The organism is Actinophytocola sp., from assembly GCF_035762905.1.
Taxonomy (GTDB): domain Bacteria; phylum Actinomycetota; class Actinomycetes; order Mycobacteriales; family Pseudonocardiaceae; genus DASYTH01.
This window is the reverse complement of the sequence record NZ_DASUCC010000099.1, coordinates 42,956-63,335: the sequence shown is the minus strand read 5'-3', so window position 1 is coordinate 63,335 and position 20,380 is coordinate 42,956. Positions and strand designations below refer to the sequence as shown.

Annotated in this window: 15 protein-coding genes and 1 pseudogene; 6 read left to right on the top strand and 10 right to left on the bottom strand. The window is 69.0% G+C overall.

What is annotated here, in order from left to right; translation table 11 throughout:
• Positions 1–155 precede the first annotated feature (155 nt).
• Positions 156–703 (top strand): annotated as a pseudogene (locus VFV67_RS22210) (class I tRNA ligase family protein).
• Positions 704–736: 33 nt separating this feature from the next.
• Here the strand turns inward: VFV67_RS22210 and VFV67_RS22205 are convergent.
• From VFV67_RS22205 to VFV67_RS22175, 7 genes are all read right to left on the bottom strand, one after another.
• Complete coding sequence (locus VFV67_RS22205) at positions 737–1,579, bottom strand: sugar ABC transporter permease (protein ID WP_326472530.1); 843 nt, start codon at positions 1,577–1,579, stop codon at positions 737–739.
• Positions 1,580–1,617: 38 nt separating this feature from the next.
• The gene (locus VFV67_RS22200; RefSeq protein WP_326472529.1) at positions 1,618–2,661 is read right to left on the bottom strand and encodes an ABC transporter ATP-binding protein; all 1,044 of its coding nucleotides are present in this window, start codon (positions 2,659–2,661) and stop codon (positions 1,618–1,620) included.
• Complete coding sequence (locus VFV67_RS22195; protein ID WP_326472528.1) at positions 2,658–3,980, bottom strand: sugar ABC transporter substrate-binding protein; 1,323 nt, start codon at positions 3,978–3,980, stop codon at positions 2,658–2,660. The genes VFV67_RS22200 and VFV67_RS22195 overlap by 4 nt, the downstream gene beginning before the upstream one ends.
• Entirely contained in the window at positions 3,965–4,867 is a 903-nt protein-coding gene (locus VFV67_RS22190) for a carbohydrate ABC transporter permease (RefSeq protein ID WP_326472527.1), read from the bottom strand. The genes VFV67_RS22195 and VFV67_RS22190 overlap by 16 nt, the downstream gene beginning before the upstream one ends.
• A 30-nt stretch (positions 4,868–4,897) precedes the next feature.
• The gene (locus VFV67_RS22185) at positions 4,898–7,645 is read right to left on the bottom strand and encodes a hypothetical protein (RefSeq protein WP_326472526.1); all 2,748 of its coding nucleotides are present in this window, start codon (positions 7,643–7,645) and stop codon (positions 4,898–4,900) included.
• Positions 7,646–8,482: 837 nt separating this feature from the next.
• A complete protein-coding gene (locus VFV67_RS22180) occupies positions 8,483–8,650 on the bottom strand; it encodes a hypothetical protein (protein ID WP_326472525.1) in 168 nt (55 codons plus the stop codon).
• A gap of 208 nt (positions 8,651–8,858) precedes the next feature.
• Positions 8,859–9,755 (bottom strand): hypothetical protein, encoded by an 897-nt coding sequence (locus VFV67_RS22175; protein WP_326472524.1) that lies wholly within the window; start codon positions 9,753–9,755, stop codon positions 8,859–8,861.
• A 166-nt stretch (positions 9,756–9,921) separates the two neighbouring features.
• Between VFV67_RS22175 and VFV67_RS22170 the strand changes: the two genes are divergently transcribed.
• Together VFV67_RS22170 and VFV67_RS22165 are read left to right on the top strand one after the other, a co-directional pair.
• Positions 9,922–10,494 (top strand): helix-turn-helix domain-containing protein, encoded by a 573-nt coding sequence (locus tag VFV67_RS22170; RefSeq protein ID WP_326472523.1) that lies wholly within the window; start codon positions 9,922–9,924, stop codon positions 10,492–10,494.
• Between the two features lie 107 nt (positions 10,495–10,601).
• Positions 10,602–12,926: a penicillin acylase family protein gene (locus VFV67_RS22165; RefSeq protein WP_326472522.1), complete on the top strand. Its 2,325-nt coding sequence runs from the start codon at positions 10,602–10,604 to the stop codon at positions 12,924–12,926.
• 193 nt (positions 12,927–13,119) lie between these two features.
• Here the strand turns inward: VFV67_RS22165 and VFV67_RS22160 are convergent, their stop codons facing one another.
• From VFV67_RS22160 to VFV67_RS22150, 3 genes are all read right to left on the bottom strand, one after another.
• Positions 13,120–13,743, bottom strand: coding sequence for a hypothetical protein (locus tag VFV67_RS22160; RefSeq protein ID WP_326472521.1), 624 nt, complete (start codon positions 13,741–13,743; stop codon positions 13,120–13,122).
• Positions 13,744–14,091: 348 nt separating this feature from the next.
• Positions 14,092–15,828 carry a hypothetical protein gene (locus VFV67_RS22155; RefSeq protein ID WP_326472520.1) on the bottom strand — a complete coding sequence of 579 codons (1,737 nt, stop codon included), beginning with the start codon at positions 15,826–15,828 and terminating at the stop codon, positions 14,092–14,094.
• A 1,008-nt stretch (positions 15,829–16,836) separates the two neighbouring features.
• Entirely contained in the window at positions 16,837–17,001 is a 165-nt protein-coding gene (locus VFV67_RS22150; protein ID WP_326472519.1) for a hypothetical protein, read from the bottom strand.
• A 486-nt stretch (positions 17,002–17,487) separates the two neighbouring features.
• On the opposite strand from VFV67_RS22150, the gene VFV67_RS22145 reads away from it, so the two are divergent.
• The 3 genes from VFV67_RS22145 (at position 17,488) to VFV67_RS22135 (ending at position 20,376) form a co-directional block, all read left to right on the top strand.
• A complete protein-coding gene (locus VFV67_RS22145) occupies positions 17,488–18,135 on the top strand; it encodes a class I SAM-dependent methyltransferase (protein WP_326472518.1) in 648 nt (215 codons plus the stop codon).
• A 1,185-nt stretch (positions 18,136–19,320) separates the two neighbouring features.
• Complete coding sequence (locus tag VFV67_RS22140) at positions 19,321–20,016, top strand: glycosyltransferase family 2 protein (protein WP_326472517.1); 696 nt, start codon at positions 19,321–19,323, stop codon at positions 20,014–20,016.
• Between the two features lie 6 nt (positions 20,017–20,022).
• Positions 20,023–20,376 carry a DUF2304 domain-containing protein gene (locus tag VFV67_RS22135; RefSeq protein ID WP_326472516.1) on the top strand — a complete coding sequence of 118 codons (354 nt, stop codon included), beginning with the start codon at positions 20,023–20,025 and terminating at the stop codon, positions 20,374–20,376.
• Positions 20,377–20,380: the final 4 nt, after the last annotated feature.

Below are 20,380 nucleotides of genomic sequence, written 5' to 3'. Positions count from 1 at the left end.
GGATGACTTCGGGCTGGCTCAGGGATACGTGCCGGAGTCGGGCACTTGCGGCCTGGAAACACACAGGCGGCTATCCGCTCGATGGCTGCCGCGCAGACGGGACCGGCCCGGGCCACGCCTGCCCGCGGCACCGTAGGGCTGGCATCAGCTGACCGATGCCGCCGGCGCGGTCCTGCACACGCACGAATCCCCGCCACCCTGGGCACGACGGTGACCTTCGAACAATGGCAGTACGGCACGATCATCGGGCAGTTCACCGACATCCCGAGGTGCTCGACGTGTGGTTTGACTCCGGTGCCATGCCCTTCGCCCAGATCGGCGCCCCGCATCGCAACGGCGACGAGCTGACCGCCAGCTATCCGGCACAGTTCATCTGCGAGGCGATCGACCAGACCCGTGGCTGGTTCTACACTCTGATGGCCGTCGGCACGCTGGCATTCGATCGGTCCTCCTACGAGAACGTGCTCTGTGTCGGCCTGCTGCTTGACGCAAGATGAGCAAGAGCCTCGGAAACGTGCTCGAGCCCGTCACGCTGATGGACCAGCACGGGGCGGACGCGGTGCGGTGGTTCATGCTCGCGTCCGGATCGCCTCGCATCCGAACGAGACCCCGAACTTGCCCTGATTTTCTGGCTGCAACCCATAACGGCCCCAACATGACCGATCGCTTGACGCTGGTGCAGGTTCGTTCGTCAGCGGGATAGCTGCTGTTCTGGTCCCACTCGGGCCGTGCTGGGTCAGCGCAACCGGAGGTGGCGGATGATCAGCCATTGGATGGCGATGATCAGGGCCGCGACGCCGAGCATGATGACTGTCGCGGCGGCGGCGTAGCCGTAGCGCAGGTACTCGAAGGCGTTGCGGTAGATGAACAACGACACGTACGTGGTGGCGTAGGGCGGCGGGCCGCCGTCGGTGATCACGAGCGCTGGGATGAACGAGAACTGCAGGCCCATGAGGGTGTCGCGCAGGAACAGCAGCACGAGAACCGGAGCGAGGAGCGGCAGGGTGACCCGGCGGAAGATGTCCCAGCCGGTGGCGTCGTCCAGCGCGGCCAGTTCGTAGGCCGGAGCCGGGAGCATGCGGCGTGCGGCGAGTAGCACCACGAACGACTCGCCGATCGTGAACACGCTGAGCAGGATGATCGCCGCCCGGGCGTCGGTCGGGTCGGTGAGCCACTGCGGTGGGGTTCGTCCGAAGATCGTGAGCCCGGGGTCGCCGCCGACCGTGAGCAGCAGGTTGATCGGCCCGTACACGGGATTGAGGAGCCAGAGCCACAGCAATCCGTAGGCGACCTCCGGCATCGCGGTCGGCAACACCGCCGCGGTTCGACCGGCGCCGGTCGCCGGCCCGCGCCGGTGCAGCAGGAGCGCCAGCGCCAGGGCGAGCAGCAGCCGCAGCGGGGTCGCGACCAACGCGAACACCAGCGAGTTGAGCAGCGCGGTCCGGAACACCGGATCGGCGGCCAGTGCGGTGAAGTTCGCGAAGCCGACCCAGCGGGCCGGGCGCACGAGGTCGAACTCGGTCAACGCCAGGACGATCACGACCAGCGTCGGGATGCCGACCAGTCCTACGAGGCCCACCAGGTACGGCGATAACAGCGGCCACGAGCGGCGTGGCTTCATTCCGCGCCGTTCACGCGGGCGCCGGTCGCGGCTTCGAAGACATGCCAGCCCGCCGGCGCGGGACAGACCCGCACCTGCTCGCCCGCGGCCGGCCGGGTCGCGGACGGATGCCGGGCGATCAGCGGGGGACCGGCGACCCCGTCGACGCGCAGGTGCAGGTAAGCATCGGCACCGGTCACCTCGGCGCGGTACACGATCGCAAGGACCCCGCGATCGTGTGCCGAGCCGATCAGCAGGTCCTCCGGCCGGATGCCGTACTCGCGGCCGGCCGTGCCGTCGATGCCCACCAGGGGGTGGTCGCTGGGGAGCAGGTTCATGGCGGGCGATCCGAGAAACCGGGCGATTGCCCGGTTCGCCGGTCGCCGCCACAGCTCGTCGGGGGTGCCGGTCTGCGCGACCCGCCCGTCGAGCAGCACGGCGACCCGGTCGCCCAGGCTGAGCGCCTCGCCCTGGTCGTGCGTGACGTGCACGACCGTGCCGCCGATCCGCTCGTGCAGCGTGCGCAGCTCGTCGCGGGTCTGGGCGCGCAACTCGGCGTCGAGGTTGGACAGCGGTTCGTCCAGCAGCAGCACCGCAGGCTCCCGGACCAGGGCCCGGGCGAGCGCGACTCGCTGCCGCTCCCCGCCGGACAGCTGGGCGGGACGGCGGCCGAGCAGTGCGGTGCACCCGGTGAGCTCGGCAATCTCGCGCGCCCGCTGCCTGGCCCGGGCCTTGGGCACATCGGTGACCGTCAGCCCGAACGTGATGTTGTCGGCGACCGACAGATGTGGGAACAGGGCGTAGGACTGGAAGACCATGGCCACACTTCGCCGGCCCGGCCGCAGGTCGGTGACCGGTCGGCCGCCGATCGACACGGTCCCGCCGCGGGCCGGTTCCAGCCCTGCTACGACCCGCAGCAGGGTCGTCTTGCCGGTGCCGGACGGGCCGAGCACCGTCAGGTAGACGCCGGCCGGGACGGTCAGGGTGACGTCGGTGAGCACGTCGGCCTCGCCGTAGCCGGCGCGGACCTCGACGAGCTGCAATCCGTCCGCGCGGGTCACGAGGACTCGGCCCTCGCGAAGAGCGGTCGAGTCTGCTCGTCGAGCGCGGCGATCACGTCGTCGAGGCGGTCACCGCGGTACAGCCCGTTTTCGAGGATCCCGTTGGTCACGTCCTCGATCTCGGGCCAGGTCGAGATCGTTGGCGTGTGCCGGATCGTGCCGATGGCGTCGAGGAACACCTGGGCGTTACGTGGGGGTTTGGTCGGGTCGAGGAATTCGGCCGAGCGGGACACCTCGATGTTCGACGGCACCGTTCGTCCCGTGCGGGCGAGGACGCGCTGACCGTCCGGCCCGAGCGCGAACCGGACGAACTCCCACGCGGCGTCCTGTCGGCCGGAGGCGCTGGTGATGCAGTAGGCGTCGGAGTGCAGGATCCCGGCCGGCTCCTTGTGCACCGGCAGCGGCGCGACGTCCCAGTCGAGGTTGTCGACCGCCCGCAGCGTCGTCGTCAGCCGGCGCGACGAGAGCAGCATGGCGAGCCCGCCGTTGGTGAACCGGGACTCGTCGTCCTGCGCTTCGACCTGCTGGTCGGTGGGCACCACGCCGTAGGCGCCCCGCAGGTCGAGGAACTGCCGCAGCGTCTCGCGGGCCACCGGGTTGTCGAAGGCCAACCGGCTCGGCGTGTCCGGATCGTCGACGATCTCACCGCCGGCCGACCACACGAACGGCGCGATCCGGATGAGCGTCGGCTCCACGCCCAGCCCCCAGGTCGCGACGGGAGACGCGGCGTCGGTCTCACCAGCTTTGATCGGCACGCCGCGCGCGTCGCGGGTCATCGCCTGCGCGGTGGTGATCAGATCGGTCCACGTCCAGCCCGGCTTCGGCTCCGGCACGCCGAACTTCTTGAACAGCGCCCGGTTGTAGTACACGACGAGGCTCGACACGTTCTGCGGCAGGCACAGCTGCTTGCCCTGCCATCGGAACGCTTCCCGCGCTTCGGGGTAGAGCGCGTCGGCATCGAGCTGTCCCGTCCCGGTGCCGAGCCGCCTGTCGAGCGGTGCGATCGCGTTCTTCGCGGCGAACTGCCCGTAGTAGCGGTAGTTGATCAGGAACACGTCCGGCGGTTTGCCACCGGCGATCGATGTGGACAGGCGCGCGATGAGGTCCGCGCGGTCGCTCGCCTCGATCAGCTCGACCCGGCTGCCCCCGGACTGCGTGTGGTAGGCGTCGAGCAGGGTGCGGTACGCGGCGAGTTCCTCGGGGTCGCCGAACAGCAGTAGCTGGATCGGATCGGCGGACGGTCCGGCCGGTGCGGCGGAACACGCCGCGTTGAAGATCAACACGAGCGTCGCGGCGAGCACGCTCAGCGCACGAACCATGTGGTATCACTCCCTCGTCGGTCGGCTCTTTGCCCCACGAGCACCGGCTGCACGACCAGGAACGCTGCGATCACCGGGAGGGTGACCAGCACCGCGCCGGCCAGGAACACCGGGTAGTTCACCGGGTCCAGCGTGGCGAGCGAGCGCAGCGTCAGCGGCACGGTGTAGAGGTCGCGCCGGTAGATGTACACGAGCGGGTCGAAGAGGTTGGTCCAGCTGGTGATGAAGCAGAGCGCGGCCACGGCCGCGGTGAACGGGCGAACCAGCGGCAGCCCGACCCGCCACCAGGTGGCCAGCGAGGACAGGTCGACCAGCCGGCAGGCGTCGTAGAGGTCCGGTGACACCCGCCGGAACGCCACGTAGTACGCCAGGACATACAGCGGCGAGGTCGCCAGCAACGCCGGCGCGATCAGCGGCACGAGCGTGTCGGTCAGCCCGAGCGCGCGAAAGACCGCGAACCGGGGGACCAGCAACACCAGCGGCGGCACCATCAGCGCGACGACCGACGCGGCCAGCAGCGGCCGGGCGTGGGCGGGCTTCAGCCGGGCGAGCGCGAAACCGGCCAGCGACGCGACGAGCACGCTGCCGATCGTGGTGAGCGTTGCCACGAGCGCCGAGTTGGCCGTCGCCCGGGTGAGATCGCCGAGCTCGATCGCTCGGCGGTAGGAGTCGAGCGAGACGGTGTCCGGGATCAGCTCCGGGCGTGGCAGCGGCGGCAGGCCGGGCGGTCGGAGCGACCCGGACACCAGGAGCAGCACGGGTGCGGCGAACACGACGGTGACCGCGATGGCGCCGGCCGCGCGGAGCAGGACCGGACCGGAACGGCCGTGGGGGCCGTCATGGCTGTCGTTGCCAATCTGACCCCCACGGTGGGTGGTGGCGATCACGCGCAGCGCGCTCCCCTCCGGCGGATCGCACTACCCACTGCGTCGCTGCCCGTCCTCGTTGTCCTGGTCGTTGTCGTCGAGCTTGAGGCGCCAGGCCCCCAGCCCGTGGCTCGCCGCGTACAGCAGCCGCGATCCCGGGACGATCGTCAGGCCGGGCACCTCCACGTTCGGCATGCCGGCCGCGGCGCGCACCCAGGTCTCCTGGGAGCGCTCCGGCGACAGCCGCAGCACGCCGAAGTCGGTCGAAGCATAGAGATCCCCGGTCGGGTCGTCGCGCACGAGATCCGAGACCGGCTGGTCGCCGAGGTTGAAGGACCGGTCGGCCCATGTGGACAGTCCGGCGTCGTCCACGGTGACCTCGAAGACGTGTCCCGGCGTCTGCGGCGTGTTCGCGTCGAAGCCGCTGTAGGACACCCATGCCCGGTCCGGATCGGCCGGGTCGATCGCGATGCTGGTGACGAACCGGTTGGGCGAGGCCGCGGTGTCGTCGTCGACCCGGCCCCAGATGACGGCGCTGGCCGGTTCGGCGTCGACGTTGTGGGTGACGAACACCCGGCCGGTGGAGGTCGCGGCCCAGGCGGTGGAGCTGTCGGTGGCCACCCGCTCGATGGCCGCGACCGCGCCGCCCGCCTTGCTGCCCCATGACGCGTCGGTGAGTCGCTGGGTGCCGAGCTCCTCCCAGTCGCCGCAGGGCGCCTCGAAGGTGCCGGTCCAGCTGTTGCAGATCCGGTTGGCCTCCTCGCGGGAGCGGTCACCGAGCCCGAAGGTCTTCGTACGGTGCACCGTGAACCCCGTGCCGGCGAACATCGTGCCGCTTACCCTCGGGTCGCTGATCACCGCCGCGTAGAACAGGTTTCCGGGGACCGCGACCAGTGGGTCCGCGATGTAGATCCATTCCGAGGTCTTGCCGCCGAAGAAGTTCACCTCCGGCTGCGTGGCCTGGAACGTGTGGAAGCGGAAGTCCTTGAGTCGGACGTCGAAGCCGGACTGGCCGCCATCGCCGATCATCGTGTTGACCCACAGGCCGTCGCGCCGGGTGTTCTGCCAGGTCCCGTTGTCCTGCGTGCCGCCCTGGAGCAGGTTCGGATCGTGCGGGCTGACCGACAGGCTCTGGAACTGCAGGGTGTTCAGGCCGTTGTTGAGCGACTCGAGCCGGGACGGCACGGCGGAGAGCATCTGCCGGCACCGGCTGAGCGCCGGCTCGGCGTGCCCGCGGCCGTCGCAGAACCTCGAGCGGTTGACCAGTTGGCCCGACGAGCGCATCACGCCACCATCGCTCGCTTCCCAGAACTGCAGCGGGTTGCGCGGGTTGGTGACGATGTCGTGCTGGTCGGGGTGCAGGGCGTTCGGCCGCTCGCGGCTGGTGCCGTCGAAGGTCATGTCGGTGCCGCTCACCCCGGCGTCGGTGGACAGCACCACCCCACGGTGGTTCGCGACGAACGAGTCGTAGTCGTAGGACCCGCCCGTGTACACGATGTCCGGGTGACCCGGCGGCGTATGCACGAAGACGTCGTACCAGCACTGCCCGAAGCACTGGTTGAACGTCGCGTAGCCGGGGTCGGCGGGGTTGGCGCTGGTCAGATCGACGAATGCCGGCGTGCCGGCCGCGACGCTGTCGCTGCGGAACAGCCGAGCAAACGGCGTCCCGACGCCGCCCTCGTAGAGGTACATCCGGGTGGCGCCCGATCGGAGCCTGTTGATCGAGATCGCCGGCCGGGTCTGGATGACGGTCGGGTTCAGCGACGGCTTGATCTGCTCCCACGTGGTGCCCGCGTCCGGCGAGCGCCAGACACCGCGTGCGAAGGAGGCCGCGTACACGATCGACGGGTTGCCCGGGTCGAGCTTCACCTCGCGCACGCCCCGCGGCGAGCACGTGCCCTGGTTGAGGAACTCGGCGTTGTCACCCTTGCACTCCGCGGGGTTCGCGGTGCCGTTGTGCACGAACCCCCACGTGCGCCCGCCGTCGGTGGACTTGTACAGGCCCCACTGGGCGGCCCCTGGCACCGGCCGGGTCACGCCGAAGCAACAGACGCTCGAGAGGCCACGGAGCGCCGTGGTGGTGGCCGCGTAGATCACGTTGGGGTTTCTGGGGTGAATGGTGATCTCGCCGATGCCCTTGCCAGCCAGCTCGGCCTGGCCGAGTGGGCCCTCCCAGTGCCGGCCGCCGTCCCGCGTGCGGTAGATGCCGACGCCGGCCACGCAGCCGGAGCCGCAGATGTTGGCCTCGCCGGTGCCGACGTAGACGGTGTTTCCGCTCCTGTCGTTGGGATCGATGGTCACCGAGCCGGCCGCGTTGATGCCGAGCGGGCCGCCGAGGTAACGCCAGCGCGGCCTGTCGTCGAGGGCGTCGTCGGTGCGCCACACACCGCCGCCCGAGGTGGCGATGTACATGGTGCACCGGCGGTGACCGCAGGACTCAGCGAGCGCCACCGATGTCGTCCGTCCGCCGGCCACGTACTCGTTCGGCAGGTAGTCCTCGGGCCTGCGCAGCGGCTCGAAGGGGTACAGCGCCGTGGTCGGGCCGAGTTGCTGCCAGGTCGCGGAGTTGTCGTCATCGCCGCCGAGGCGCCGGCTCTCCGTGGCCTCGAAGCTCGATCGGGCCGCGTTGACGGCGGCGACCGGGATCGTGCCGGTCGGGTAGGCCCGGGCCAGGAAGGCGTCCGCCGCGCCACCATCCGGGTTGTCTCCCGGCGCCGCCTGCCGCAGCTTCGCGAGGTGAGCCGACAGCGCGGGCGGGCCCTCTCCGCCCGCCGCGACGGGTGCGGCGTCTGCGCCCATAGAGTGAATTGCCGTAGCGACAAGGGTGGCCGTCAGGCCCGCAAAGGCAAGCCCGGTGAGAGATTGTCGGCGTCTCCGCATGTCCGCCTCCGCCCGTGAGTGACATTCGGTTGAGGGGATTCGAACACGCTGTGGTGATGTGCGGCAACGGCCGAACGGAGCCGATTGTTGGAGACTTTGCGGCCGCCTCGTTGCGGACGGTCGCGGCGGCGAGGCCTGGACCCGCTCAGCCAGCCGGGCAGCTCACCGCGGATGGCGTCCCGGTGACCGTCTGGACCATGTACCCGCACTGATCGAGGACGCCACCGATACACCCGACCACGCCACGCCTGACCAGGCACCCGTCGACGCTCGCCGGCGCTGACGGTCCGGGTCTGGTTCGGGGGTGCGCGGTGAGTGGCCGACTGTCCACTCTGGAATGAACGTCGGCGCGAGCACCGGCCGGTCCGACCGCGCATGCTCACCGAGCGCATCGTGCTCACGGCCGACACCTGCACCAAGGGATCTGGCTGAGCAGACCTCCGCGCCGGCGCCGGGATTGGCAGCACAGCTGCAGCAGCGGGGGTGGGTTCAGGAGTTGGGGGAGCAGAGGGCGCTGAACGTCCCGCCCTCGGCGGCAATCGGCTGGCGGCCGTACCGGAAGGTTCCGTACCGGCCAACTCGTTCCGGGAAGTGGTGGGAGGTGACCTCCCTGGTGACCTTGCGTGAACTTGCCGCGGTCGAATCCGCTCTCCATGCGATCCGGTGGTGCCACCGCCGTGCTGAGTACAACCCGTCCAGTCATGCCGTCATCAGGTGGGCGGACCGGTACCGGTATTGGCCGGCTGGTTGGTCTTTCTACTCGGACACGATCATGACCGCGACAGGCTTGCCGCCCATTCCGTCGTCATCGTCGTCGTCGTCCTCTTCGCTGTCGTTGCACGCGGCCAGCAGCGGCAACGCGACCAGCGCGGCCATCACGGCCAGCAGGCGAAACGGGCGGCGACGAGTGGGATCGAGCGCCATCGGGCCTCCTTCGTCGAACGGTCGATGGCGGTGTCGTACCCACTCTGGGGCACGGGAAACAACGGGCGGGTACGCCGCGGGATCCTCGGTGGACGGCGTGATCCGCCGTCAGGTCTTGCCGCGCCGGCGCGGCCGGCCGGGTGTGGCTGATCTTCAAGGCGGCGACGGCTTCACGGGCGGAGCTGAGCAGACTCGCCGTTGAGGGTGCTCAGGCGTTGACGACAACCACCTCGTAGGTGGGGTTGGTGGGCGGTAGGCCGGTGTCCAGGTGGGAGTTCACGACGGCGAGTCGGTTGCCGAACTTGGCAGCGGTGACCGGCGCCGCGAACCGCGGGTTGGTGATCACCCCGTCCGGGGTGCCGTGGCTGAGGTCGTCACGGAGCAGCCATCGGCTGACCTGATTGTCGAACTGCACGGCCCACAGCCGGCGGCCGTCGAGTACGAGGCCGTCGGCGCCGGGGATGTGCACGCCCGCGACCAGCGTGCTGGCTCCGGTGGCGGGGTCGATCGTGCACAGCGTTCCACCGGGCGCCACCAACAGCGTGCGCCCGGACGGGGTGGAGGTGATGTCGTTGATGAAGAAGGTGCCGGGGTCACCGGCCGCGGGCCCGGTCAGTTCCAGGGTGCGCACCGGCCCCGGAACCCCGAACGCGAGCGGCACGAAGTACAGCTTCGGTTGGAGGGAGTCGGTGAACCAGGCGCCGTACGGGGTCACCGTCACGCCGTTGACGAGCGAGGTCCCCGGGTCGCCGAGGACGTAGCTGGCGACCAAAGCACGGGTGCGGGTGCTGTAGACGTATGCCTTGCCCGGCCCGCCTGTCTGGATCGGGCCGCCGGCGACGAACAGCAGATCGTGATGCTGGTCCAGGTCCATGCCGACGGTCTCGGTCCCGGCCGGCACGTCGATGAACAGCTCCGCCGTACCCCGGCGAATGTCACCCCGGAAGATGTCGCCGCCGAGCAGGTCGCCGGCGTAGAAGGTGTTGCCCCGCCCGGCGGTGATGCCTTCGGCGGAGATGGCCCCGGGAAGCGTGATCACCCGGGTCGGCCCCGCCGCCGCCGGTGTGACCAGGCCCAGCACGAGCGAAACCGCCACCACAGGCACAGCAAGGATCCTTGGCACCGAAGCTCCTCCCCAGCACGACCGACGCTCCGGCATGCATCATGCCGCACCGGTCGAGCTCCAAGCTGCGCCAATCGGGCTAAGGGTCAATCCTGGCCTTACGAAGCCAGGGTGTACAGAGAAAGCTTTGCACAACTAGCTTTGCATCATGACCGTTCCACCTCCGTCGGAGGAGATCACCGATCCGGCGGTCCTCAAGGCACTCGTGCACCCGCTGCGCCGGCGGATCCTGCGGATCCTGCGTCAGGGACCCGCATCGGCGACGACGCTGGCCAAGGACCTCGGCGAAAACACCGGCGCCACCAGCTACCACCTTCGCGAACTGGCCAAGTACGGCTTCATCGAGGAGGAGCCGGACCTGGGTCGCGGCAAGGAGCGCTGGTGGCGAGTCCGGCCGAGGGACCTGCGGTTCCCTCGCCGCGGTGCGCAGAGCGTTCCGATGCGCGAACTGTTCGACGAGATCAACCGTAGCCAGTTCGCCGAGGACCTCGAGGTGTGGGCCAGGTTCCAGGAACGTGGCGACGAACTCGGCGAGTGGGCCGACGCGGTGCCCTTCTCCCGCAGCGCCCTGCGCCTGACCCAGGACGAGCTCAAGGCGTTCTTCGATGACTATCTCGCCCTGCTCAAGCGCTACTGGCGAGCGGCGGACGAGCAGCCGCCCGGGTCGCGGCGGGTCCTCGTGCGGTTCATCGCGTTTCCCGACCCCGACGCGGACCAGTAGGCCCTGGGTCGCCGAGCGCCCACTCGGCGACCCAGGTGGAAGTACGCATCATCGCGCCGCGAGCGGCGCGCTTCACCGACACGCACCTCACCGAAAGGACACCAGCTGTGCTTCGACGACGCAAGTTCGCCACGATCTCCACCATGGTGGCCGTCGCGCTCGCGACGGCGCCGGCCGTAACCTCGGCGGCCGCTCTGCCGACCGGTTCCCTTGCGGCGACGATCCGATACACCGAGTACGGCATTCCGCACGTCCTCGCCGGGGACTACGCGAGCCTCGGCTTCGGTCAGGGTTACGCCGCGGCGCGCGACAACGCCTGCGCCATCGGCCAGACGATGCTCACCACCTCCGGACGTCGCTCGCGCCACCTCGGACCGGACGCCCGCCCCGTGAGCGGGCTCTCCCAGGCGAGCACGAACCTGGCCAGCGACCTGTACTTCCAGGGGATCAACGACAGTGGCGCGGTGGAACGGCTGCTGGCCCAGCCCGCACCGCTTGGCCCCAGTGCCGACGTCCGCGCGGTGGTGCGGGGCTACGCGGCCGGCGTGACCGAGTTCCTGCGCCGCAACCGGATCACCGATCCGGCGTGCGCGGACGCGCCGTGGCCGCGGGCCATGACCCAGATCGACGTCTACCGGCACCTGTACGCGCTGGGCATGGTCTACGGCCAGGCTTCCGCAGCGGACGGGATCGTCTCGGCGCGACCGGGCCCCGCCGGAACCGCTGCGGCGCAACCGGTCGAGGATCGCAACATCGGCAGCAACGCCATCGCCTTCGGCGGCGCGGCGACCGCGAACGGCCGTGGCCTCTCGCTGGGCAACCCGCATCTGCCGTGGCATGCGCCGGATCTGCGGCTGTGGCAGTCGCACCTGACGATCCCGGGCAGGCTCGACGCGAGCGGGGCGGGCGTGGTCGGCGTGCCGCTGATGTGGATCGGGCACAACGCCACGATGGCGTGGAGCGGGACCGCAGCCGACAACACCCGCACCTACACCCTGTTCCAGCTGCGGCTGGCACCCGGCTCCCCGACGACCTACCTGGTCGACGGCAAGCCGGAAGCCATGCTGCGCAAGGATGTCTCCGTCACCGTTCGCCAATCCGACGGCAGCGTCGGGACGGTCACCAGGGCGCAGTGGTGGACGCGTTACGGTCCGGTCGTACCGCGCCTGGGCTCCACGGATCTGCCGTGGACCGCTGACACCGCCTACGCGTTGGCCGACGCCAACGCGGCGAACCTGCGGTTGGCGGACGCGACGCTGCGGCTCATGCGCTCCCGCGACGCCCGCGATGCGATGCACGGGTTGGGGGAGGTCCAGGGGTTGCCGTGGATGAACATCATGGTCACCGACGGCCAGGGAGACGCGCGGTACGGCCAGATCCACTCGATACCGCACGTGACCGACGCGCACGCGGCCGCCTGCAACACCGAGCTCGGCGAGCGCACGTTCGCCGAGCGTGGACTCGCGGTGCTGGACGGCTCGCGTCCGGAATGCGCCTGGGGCCGCGACGCGGACGCCCGGACGCCGGGCCTGTTCGGACCGGCCAGGCTGCCCACGCTGACCCGCGCCGACTATCTGGCGAACTCCAACGACAGCTACTGGCTGATCAACCCGGCGCAGCCGCTCACCGGCTACCCCCGGATCGTCGGTCCGGTCGGCACCGAGCAGAAGCCGCGCACCCGGGGCGGGCTCGTCGAGATCGAACAGGTACTCGCGCACGGCCGGTTCACCCGTGAGTCGCTGCAGGACCTCATGCTGTCCAACCGCAACCACATCGCCGAGCTCACCGTCGACGATCTGGTGCCGGCCTGTCGGGCGGAGCCGGACCTCGCCGAGGCGTGCACCGTTCTGTCCACATGGGACCGCCAGAACGACGTAAGCAGCCGCGGCGCGCTGCTGTTCGACCGGTTCTGGCTCAAGGCCGGCGCCAGTGCCGGCCCGAACCTCTGGCTGGTTCCCTTCACCGCCAGCGATCCGGTCACCACGCCGAACACGTTGAACACGGCGAACCCCGCCGTGTTGCGAGCCCTGTCCGATGCGGTCGCCGAACTGCGTGCCGCGGGCATCCCGCTCGACGCGCCGTTCGGTGACCACCACTATGTGGTACGGGGCGGCGACCGGATCCCCATCGGAGGCGGCACCGCACGACTCGGCGTGTACAACGCCATCGGCGGTATCTGGGATCCGGCGAAGGGCTACACCGAGATGCAGCAGGGCACGACCTACCTGCATGCCGTGGCGTTCGACGGCGACAGATGCCCGGACAGCGCCACCCTGCTGACCTACTCGCAGTCCGCCGACCCGACCTCCGCGCACCACAGCGACCAGACGAAGCTCTACTCTCATAAGCAATGGGTGACCGAGCGGTTCTGCGAGCGGGACATCCTCGCCGCTCCCGGACTACACGTCGTGCACGTCCGTCAGTACATCTGAGCGATCGACGCCGGGAATGGCGAAGGCATAGCCGCCCTCGCCATTCCCGGCGCGTCGCACCGGGACCTACCGGTTTCGGACACCGACCGGCGTCCGAACACACTCTGCCGAGGTTTGCGAGGCGTTCCGCAACCTGGAAGCTATCCGGGATCGGCGGCACGGTGGGCATCGCGCCGCACTCACTGCGCCGATGTCACTGCGCGATGACGCTGAACGCCTTCCACCTGTCCGGGCAGAACTGGTCACCCGCGAGCACATAGCAGGGCCACAGCGTCCACGTTCCCGCCTTGTCGATGAAGACCTTGCCTTGGACACTGATGGTCTCACCTGGTTCAAGAGCGCGACCTTCATTGCCATCCTCGGCGTCGGCATGTCCGTTGCCCGGGTCGCGGGCTCCCACGAAGGTGTACTCGAACTGGATGCGCTGCTGCCCCACGTTGGTCAGCGAATAGCCGACCGTGATGGTGTCCCCAACCCGCGGCGGATCGTTGCGCACCGAAACCGCCAGTCCGGTCAGCCTGACCTGGTCGCCGGTGGTCTCGGGTTCGGTGTCGACCTCGATGCCGCTCGCTCCTGGACTTGCGGAGCGGTGGTCAACCCCCGCCTGAGCCGGTGAACCCGCGTCCTCGACCAACTCGCCGCGAAGAACGCCGAGCATGAACGGCACCAACAGCAGCACGCCGAATGCGCCGGATGCCGCCCTGGCCCAGCTCGGCACCCGGGGCATCGAAATCTCCCGTATGGCGAAGCCACCGCCGACGATCGCCACCAACAGGAAGAAGATCCCCCCTCCCAGGGCCACAACCTCGACCGACATGTGCACCATCCCTCGTTGACACCGCTACCAGACGGAGGTGCACCGGCGTCGAAAAATACGGTCCGCTCGACGGCGATCCGCCTCAACCGCACCGACACGGTGGCCGTCGTGTCCTGCGAGCGAAGCTCCGAAGTCGACTGAGCGGCACTCACTCCGGGTCGAGCAGTGAGCCTGAGCCCGGGATTGTCCACTGTTTGGCGCGTCGGCGGCGACGGTGGCGATGGCCTTTGGTGACCGGACTGTTCTTCGGCGCGCTCCGGTGCGGTCGGGGACACCGTCACGTAACTGGTTCCATGCGCGGTGCGATCACCGACTGGAACCTGAATCTGAGCGGTCCGGCGGCGTCGTTCAGGTCCGGGGGTACGGGTACAGGGGCTGGTCCGACCGGGCGGGACCGGCGGCATCCGGCGCCGCCCCCGCGTCGTGCATGGCGGGTTCCTCGGCGCTACCGGTGCCGACCACCATCCGGTCCAGGTGGAACACCTGGACCGCGACCAGGCAGGCGAAACCGAGAACGACCGCGAACAGTGGGGTCGCCGAGGCAACGGAGACCTCGGGCCCGGTGAACTCGAAGTTCGCGCGGAGCAGCATCAGCAACGTGGTGCTGCCGTCCGGCGAAGTCGCCGACAGCAGCGGCCACACCAGGTCCTGGGCGTTGATGAGGGTGGTCAGCAGGAAGAGCAGGCCCGCCAACGGCAGGGTGGGGACCACCACGGAGCGGAAGAACGTGGCGGCCACGGGTGCGCCCGCGGCCACCTGGTGCTTCCACCGCTGCGACTGCCCCCGGCACAACAGGGCCAGGACCACCAGTGACACGATGCTGACCAGGATCGGCGGGAACGGACCGCTCTCGGCGTCGAGGCCGCCGTCGTCCCGCAGCGAGGTGAAGAACGCGATGCTCAGCGGGGCCACCCCCACGAACAGCCAGGGGGCGAACGGCAGGAGCAGCCACTCGCTGTGCCGGCCAAGCGGACGCAGGCCGCTGATGCCGAGCGCCGCCAGATAGGCCACGAGGACCGACAGCATCGCCCCGAGCGTCGCCGGCACCCAGGTGCGGCGTCCCGCGCCCGGCGGGCTTTCCGGCGCCGTGCCGGACAGCCCGTCCAGCCAGGGTCGCGCGTTCAGCACGACGGCGACCAGCACGGCCAGCAGCGCGAACACCGCGACCACGATCGCGGCGGCGTTGTCGCCGGCCGGTGGCGGGGTCCCGCCCACGGCCGGGGACCGACGCTGCCGCGGCGGCAGCAGGCTGACCCGGAACCTGGTCAGGATCAGGACGAGGACGGCCGCCACGCCAAGCACGGCCAGGAGCACCAGCAGCACGGTGGCGACGGCGGCCCCGACGCCCAACCGTCCGAACTGGAACGCGTTGGTGAACATCGCCCCGACCGGGGTCATGGTCGCGTCCCGCGGTCCGAAGCGGGTCATGACGTACGGGACCGTGAACAGCTGCAGCCCGACCGCGAGCAGGCCCAGCGTCAGCACGCCCGCGGCGGTGAAGAGCGCGGGCCACATCGGGCGCCGCTGCTCACGCGCCCGGAAAACCGGAAGGAAGATCATCACTCCGACGGCGCACATCACACCGAAGGTCATCATCGCCACCGAGACCCGCAGGGAGCCGCCGGTCAGATCGGGATCGGCCAGCAGTTCGGGGGTGTCCCGGAACGTGCGCCCCCAGGCGATGGCCAAGGCCACAGGTGAGAACACCACCAGCGTCAGGGACAACACGATCCGCGTGACCCACCGGGCCCAGGTGCCCGCCCAGCTCACCGCCGCGGACAGCAGCGGGGCGACGATCACCGCCACGATGATCGGCCCCAGCATCAGCGACAGCGAGAACCACAGCGACGACCAGAACCCCAGGCGATCGAACAGACCCTCGTAGTTGTCGGCGCCCACGGGTCCGCCCGCACCGAGCAGGTCCGCCGAACTCAGGCTGGTGCTGATCGTCCGCACGGTAGGGATGACCAGCGTGAGCACGGTCAGGATGACCGCCGGAACCAACAGCAGCCAGCCGGTCAGCTTGACCGAGGTGGCCGCGCTGGTCGGCGACTGTGGCTGTTGAGCCGGAAACTGTGGCTGCATCGATGGGCACCCCCCACGTCGCTGGGTGCGAGTACGTTAGCCCAACCCGGCGAGGGTCAGCGGCCATTTGGGATTTTGCCGCCCGGTCAGCCCGCGGTCAGCCGGCGGTCAGGCGCTGCGGGTAATCCGGTGATCGACCGACCTTCCCGCTGAGCAAGACGCTCGAGGCGATCGGCTTCCTCGAACGGGGGATACGCCAGGGGGAAGGTCGTCGTCACCAGGGGACGTACCGGGCTCAGCGCCAGATCACGGCGTGGTTCTCGCCGTCGGGGCGTCGGCGTTGCCGAGGATGGTGCCGGCCCCGTTGATTGCGAGGGCATGGCTGTAGAAGCCGCCGGGGAGTAGCCGAGGTTGGTGATGGCGCCGGCGGCGCTCCACCGAACGGCGCGCGACCTGTTGGTGCTGAACAGGTTGGATTCGCTGGCTCCCACTGGTCCCTGCCATGCCCAGTTTGGCGCAAGCGACGCCTACTGAAGTATATTCCGGTGATCATTTGGGGACCGTTTCGGGACCATCGGGTCATGACCGGCCGTCGGCTGTTTGCCGGGTGCGCCAGGCTTTGCGGAGGTTCGCCAGCTCCTGGCGCGGGAAGGGTGAGTGCCATTGTGCGAGATAGCCGGCTTCTCCGTGGATGTCGGCGAGGTTGTCAAAGGCTCGGATGATCGATCGGGCGAGTGTGTTGAGCGGTTGTCGTGAGCTCCAGAGAACGGCGGCCTTGTCTTCGCGCCGGGTAACACAGTCTGCATTGGGCTTTGCTCTACCGCACGCAGTTTCGCGCCACGGGCCGCCCGCAGGTGCTTGGACAGCAGCTCGCCCGCATCGGTGACGTGGCGTAGGTCGTGCCGTCGTAGGTGTTCGAAGCCGAGTCGATCAACCACGTCATCCCCGTGCGTGCACTACGAAGCATGGCGGTACTGATCCGGCCGCCGCGCGGTCCGACGAAGAGCCGGGCGTCGGGGTCCCGGTCAACTGCCGAGATCCGTTGCACAAGCGGCCGGATCTCCTCGATCAGCGGCACAGCCCGGGTCCGCTTGCCCTTGTCGACCAGGTCGCCGGGGAGGGGGTGGTCTGCCGCCGCACGGTCCAGGTCCACGCCGTGGTGTCGACGTCTTGGGCCCGGCAGCCGGACAGCTCCCCGATCCGCGCCGCCGTGCACGCGGCGAACAGCACCACACCACTCCATCCTCTGAACTAATCGGTCGACCGCTCCACCAGCGCATCGGCAAGTCGGGTCAGCGTGTGCCCGTCCGGCAGGGCGAGTGAGCGCGGGTCGTCCAGCTCGTGACTCATTCCCCATGAACAGCAACAGGTTTCGGCGTGCGCTGACCACTCAGACGGGTGAATCGCGGATGCACCCGGAATCGCCACCACCGCATAGCATCCTGGCGCTGCGCGGAACGATCACGGTGGGCCCGCGTCGAATTCTCCGCCGTGAGACACCCCATAGCCCGTTGGTATGAGGGGGTGTGGCCAAACATGACTGTGTGCAGTTGCCCGTCGGTGACGGTCCCACGGCCGGACACGGCGGGCCGCTACCATCTCCGCCCATGCCTCGGTTGCCGGCCGGGAACGGCCAGGCAGCCGGCGGACGGCCGCGCGTCGTGCCGGGTTCGGTACCCGCCCGAGCCCGACAGGTCCCATATGGACAAAGGAGAAAGAGTGGCTCTCGGACCCGGCATCAGGCGCCGCCTCGGTCGTTTCGAGGTCGCGGCGGCACAAGCATATCGAAGTTTCTTCATCAACTTGGACGACCTTGCTGTCACACTCGCCAGCCTGACCGAGGCGAAACGGATCCTGGAGATCGGTTGCGGTGACGGTCTGTTCGCCCAGCGGTTGTGCGAGGTCTTCCCCGAAGCGGAGTACGTCGGTATCGATGTCGCGGACAATCCGGGTCGGCTCTTCCGCGGGGACCGGAGTCGGGTGAGCTTTCACACCACCGCCGTGTCGGACTTTCTCGCGGAGTCACTCGACCGGTTCGACCTGGTCGCGATCGTCGACGTGCTGCACCACGTGCCGCCAGCGCAGCGAGTTCAGGTGCTCGGCGATGCCGGCCGACTGGTCTCGGCAAACGGAACGATTGCGATCAAGGAGTGCGAGCGCAGCCGGCACCCCGGATATCTCTCCATCTACTTCGCGGACCGTTACTTCAGCGGGGACAAGACGGTGCGCTTCGCCGACCGGGACGAACTCCGTCACTTGATGGCACAGGCCCTGCCAGGATTCGCCGTCGCGTGTGAAGCACGCGTTCCCAGCCTCCGCGCCAACCTCCTCTACACCCTGCGTCGCGGCGACCTGGCCCACGACTGAGCGGGAGCGGGCCTCCTACCGGTTGACTCCCGTCTGTCCCTCAGATCGGCCCGGTAGCCGATCATGTGTCGGTAAACCCCGCATGGGCGAACCCCGCCCTTCCGTGGGAGCGACCTGGCCAGCGCGGCCGCGTTGCTGGCGGGGCGTTGTGGCGGGGCAGCCGTTCGAGGACATCGAGCCAGGCCGGCGTTGCGTGCTGAGCTGGCCCGGCTCTACGAGCAGCACTGGGGGTGGTGGAGCAGCACGCCTGGGGCGCTGCTCGAGTTCGGCGAGCACGACGGTGGCGGTCGGCGAGCTGCGCCGCATCGCCGACTTCACCGGCCGGGATGCCGATCTGGCCAAGCTCTACCGGCAGGTCGCGGGCAATCGGTGGTGACCACCGAGGGGGAGGGGATGGCCGGGATCGGCAGACCAGGCTGGCTGTGCACGCCGCGCACGAGTTGGTCCGCCCGGCCGGTTCGTGGTCGAGTGTGCGGATATCTTGTGCGCAACGCCGAGCGGCTGCTCGCCCGCACCGACCCCGCCGCCCACCACGGCGACGGCATGATCTGCGTCTGGAACCGAGACACCGCCGCCTGCCGGACCGCGAACCTGGCCGAGGGGCTCCCCGACGCCGACCAGCCCGACGGCTCCCGATGCCACGCGACATCACCGGCTAAGAGACCGCCCCGCCGTCGAGCGGTGCCGTTGGACATGAGCGGAAGGCGGCCGTGTCCGGCAGTTGGCGCGGTGGTTTCCGGCGGCGACTCGCCGCCCTGCTTGGCATGGCCGCGACACGCCCACCATGGGGTGAAGGAGTTGCGATGTTCCGACCGTTCCGACCACGATGTGGCCTCGCGCTGCCCCCATGACAGATTGGACGGAGGCTGGCTCCCGCATGGCCACCGAACCGGCTGGCAGAACTTACCGCCTGCTTGACGACAACCAACGGATGATCATCGACCGGTCGTGTTCGGTGCTGTCACTGGACATTTTCGACACGGTGCAGTGTCGACGCGTCCCCCGTCCTACCGACATGTTGGCAGCACAGCGCGCCCGTGAGGCCACTGCGTTGACGGATGAGGGTGAGCGGCCGCGTGCTCTGTTGAGCCGGCGCCTGCGTCCCCGCCTCAGCGCCGCACGGCCGCACGTCGGACAGACCGCATGCGGTGCCCCCGCCGAGGGACGCAGAAAGCAGATGGCGAAATGACAATGACGGACTGGTCAGACGTGTGGCTCATCGTTCCGGTTTTCAATGAGAGCCCGGTTGTAGGTGACGTCATCCGCAACGCCGGCCGCACATTCTGCAACATCGTGTGTGTCGATGATGGCAGCAGCGACAACTCCGCCGCCGAGATTAGGCGTGCGGGCGCACACTTGATCCAGCACACGGTGAACCTCGGCGCGGGAGCGGCCATCCAGAGCGGTTTGGAGTACGCCCGGGCGCAGCCCGGGGCCCGCTACTTCGTGACGTTCGATGCGGACGGACAACATCAGATCGACGACGTGGTCACGATGCTGCACCGGCTGCGGTCCGAGGACGTGGACATTGTGCTGGGCACCAGGTTCCGCGGTGACACATCGAACGTGCCCAGGGCCAAACGCGCCGTCCTGAAATCGGTGGTGATGCTGAGTCCGCACCTACGCCGACTGGGTCTTACCGACGCGCACAACGGGTTGCGTGCGTTCAACCGAGCCGTCGCGCATCAGATGAAGATCACCCTGAACGGCATGAGCCATGCTTCAGAGATCATCGAGATGATCACGCGGTACCACTGGCGGGTGGTCGAGCAGCCGGTGACAATTCGGTACACCGACTATTCCATGCTCAAGGGTCAGCCGTTGATCAACGGTATCAATATCGTGTTCGACAACATGCTGAGAAACAAGACGCACTTGTAGGGGCCTATGCTGATCCAGTATTTGCTCATCGCATCGTCGATCGGGCTCCTTTTCCTGTTCCGCCGCAGGCGGGGCAGCGCACACACGGCGGCCGGCACCAAGATCGGCTTCGTTTCCTTTGTCATATTCGGCATGTACGCGGTGCTGCGGCCGGGGGACGTACAGATGGTCGCCACCTGGGTAGGGGTCAGCCGGGGCACAGACCTCCTGCTGTACCTGCTCGTGGTCGTTTTCACGTTCGCCACACTCAACGCCTACCTGCGTTTCAAGGAGTTGGAATCAAAATATGCGCTGCTGGTTCGCAAAGTCGCGCTGCAGCACGTAGAACGGCCGTTCGGGGCGGATTCCGAGATCACGTGAGAGT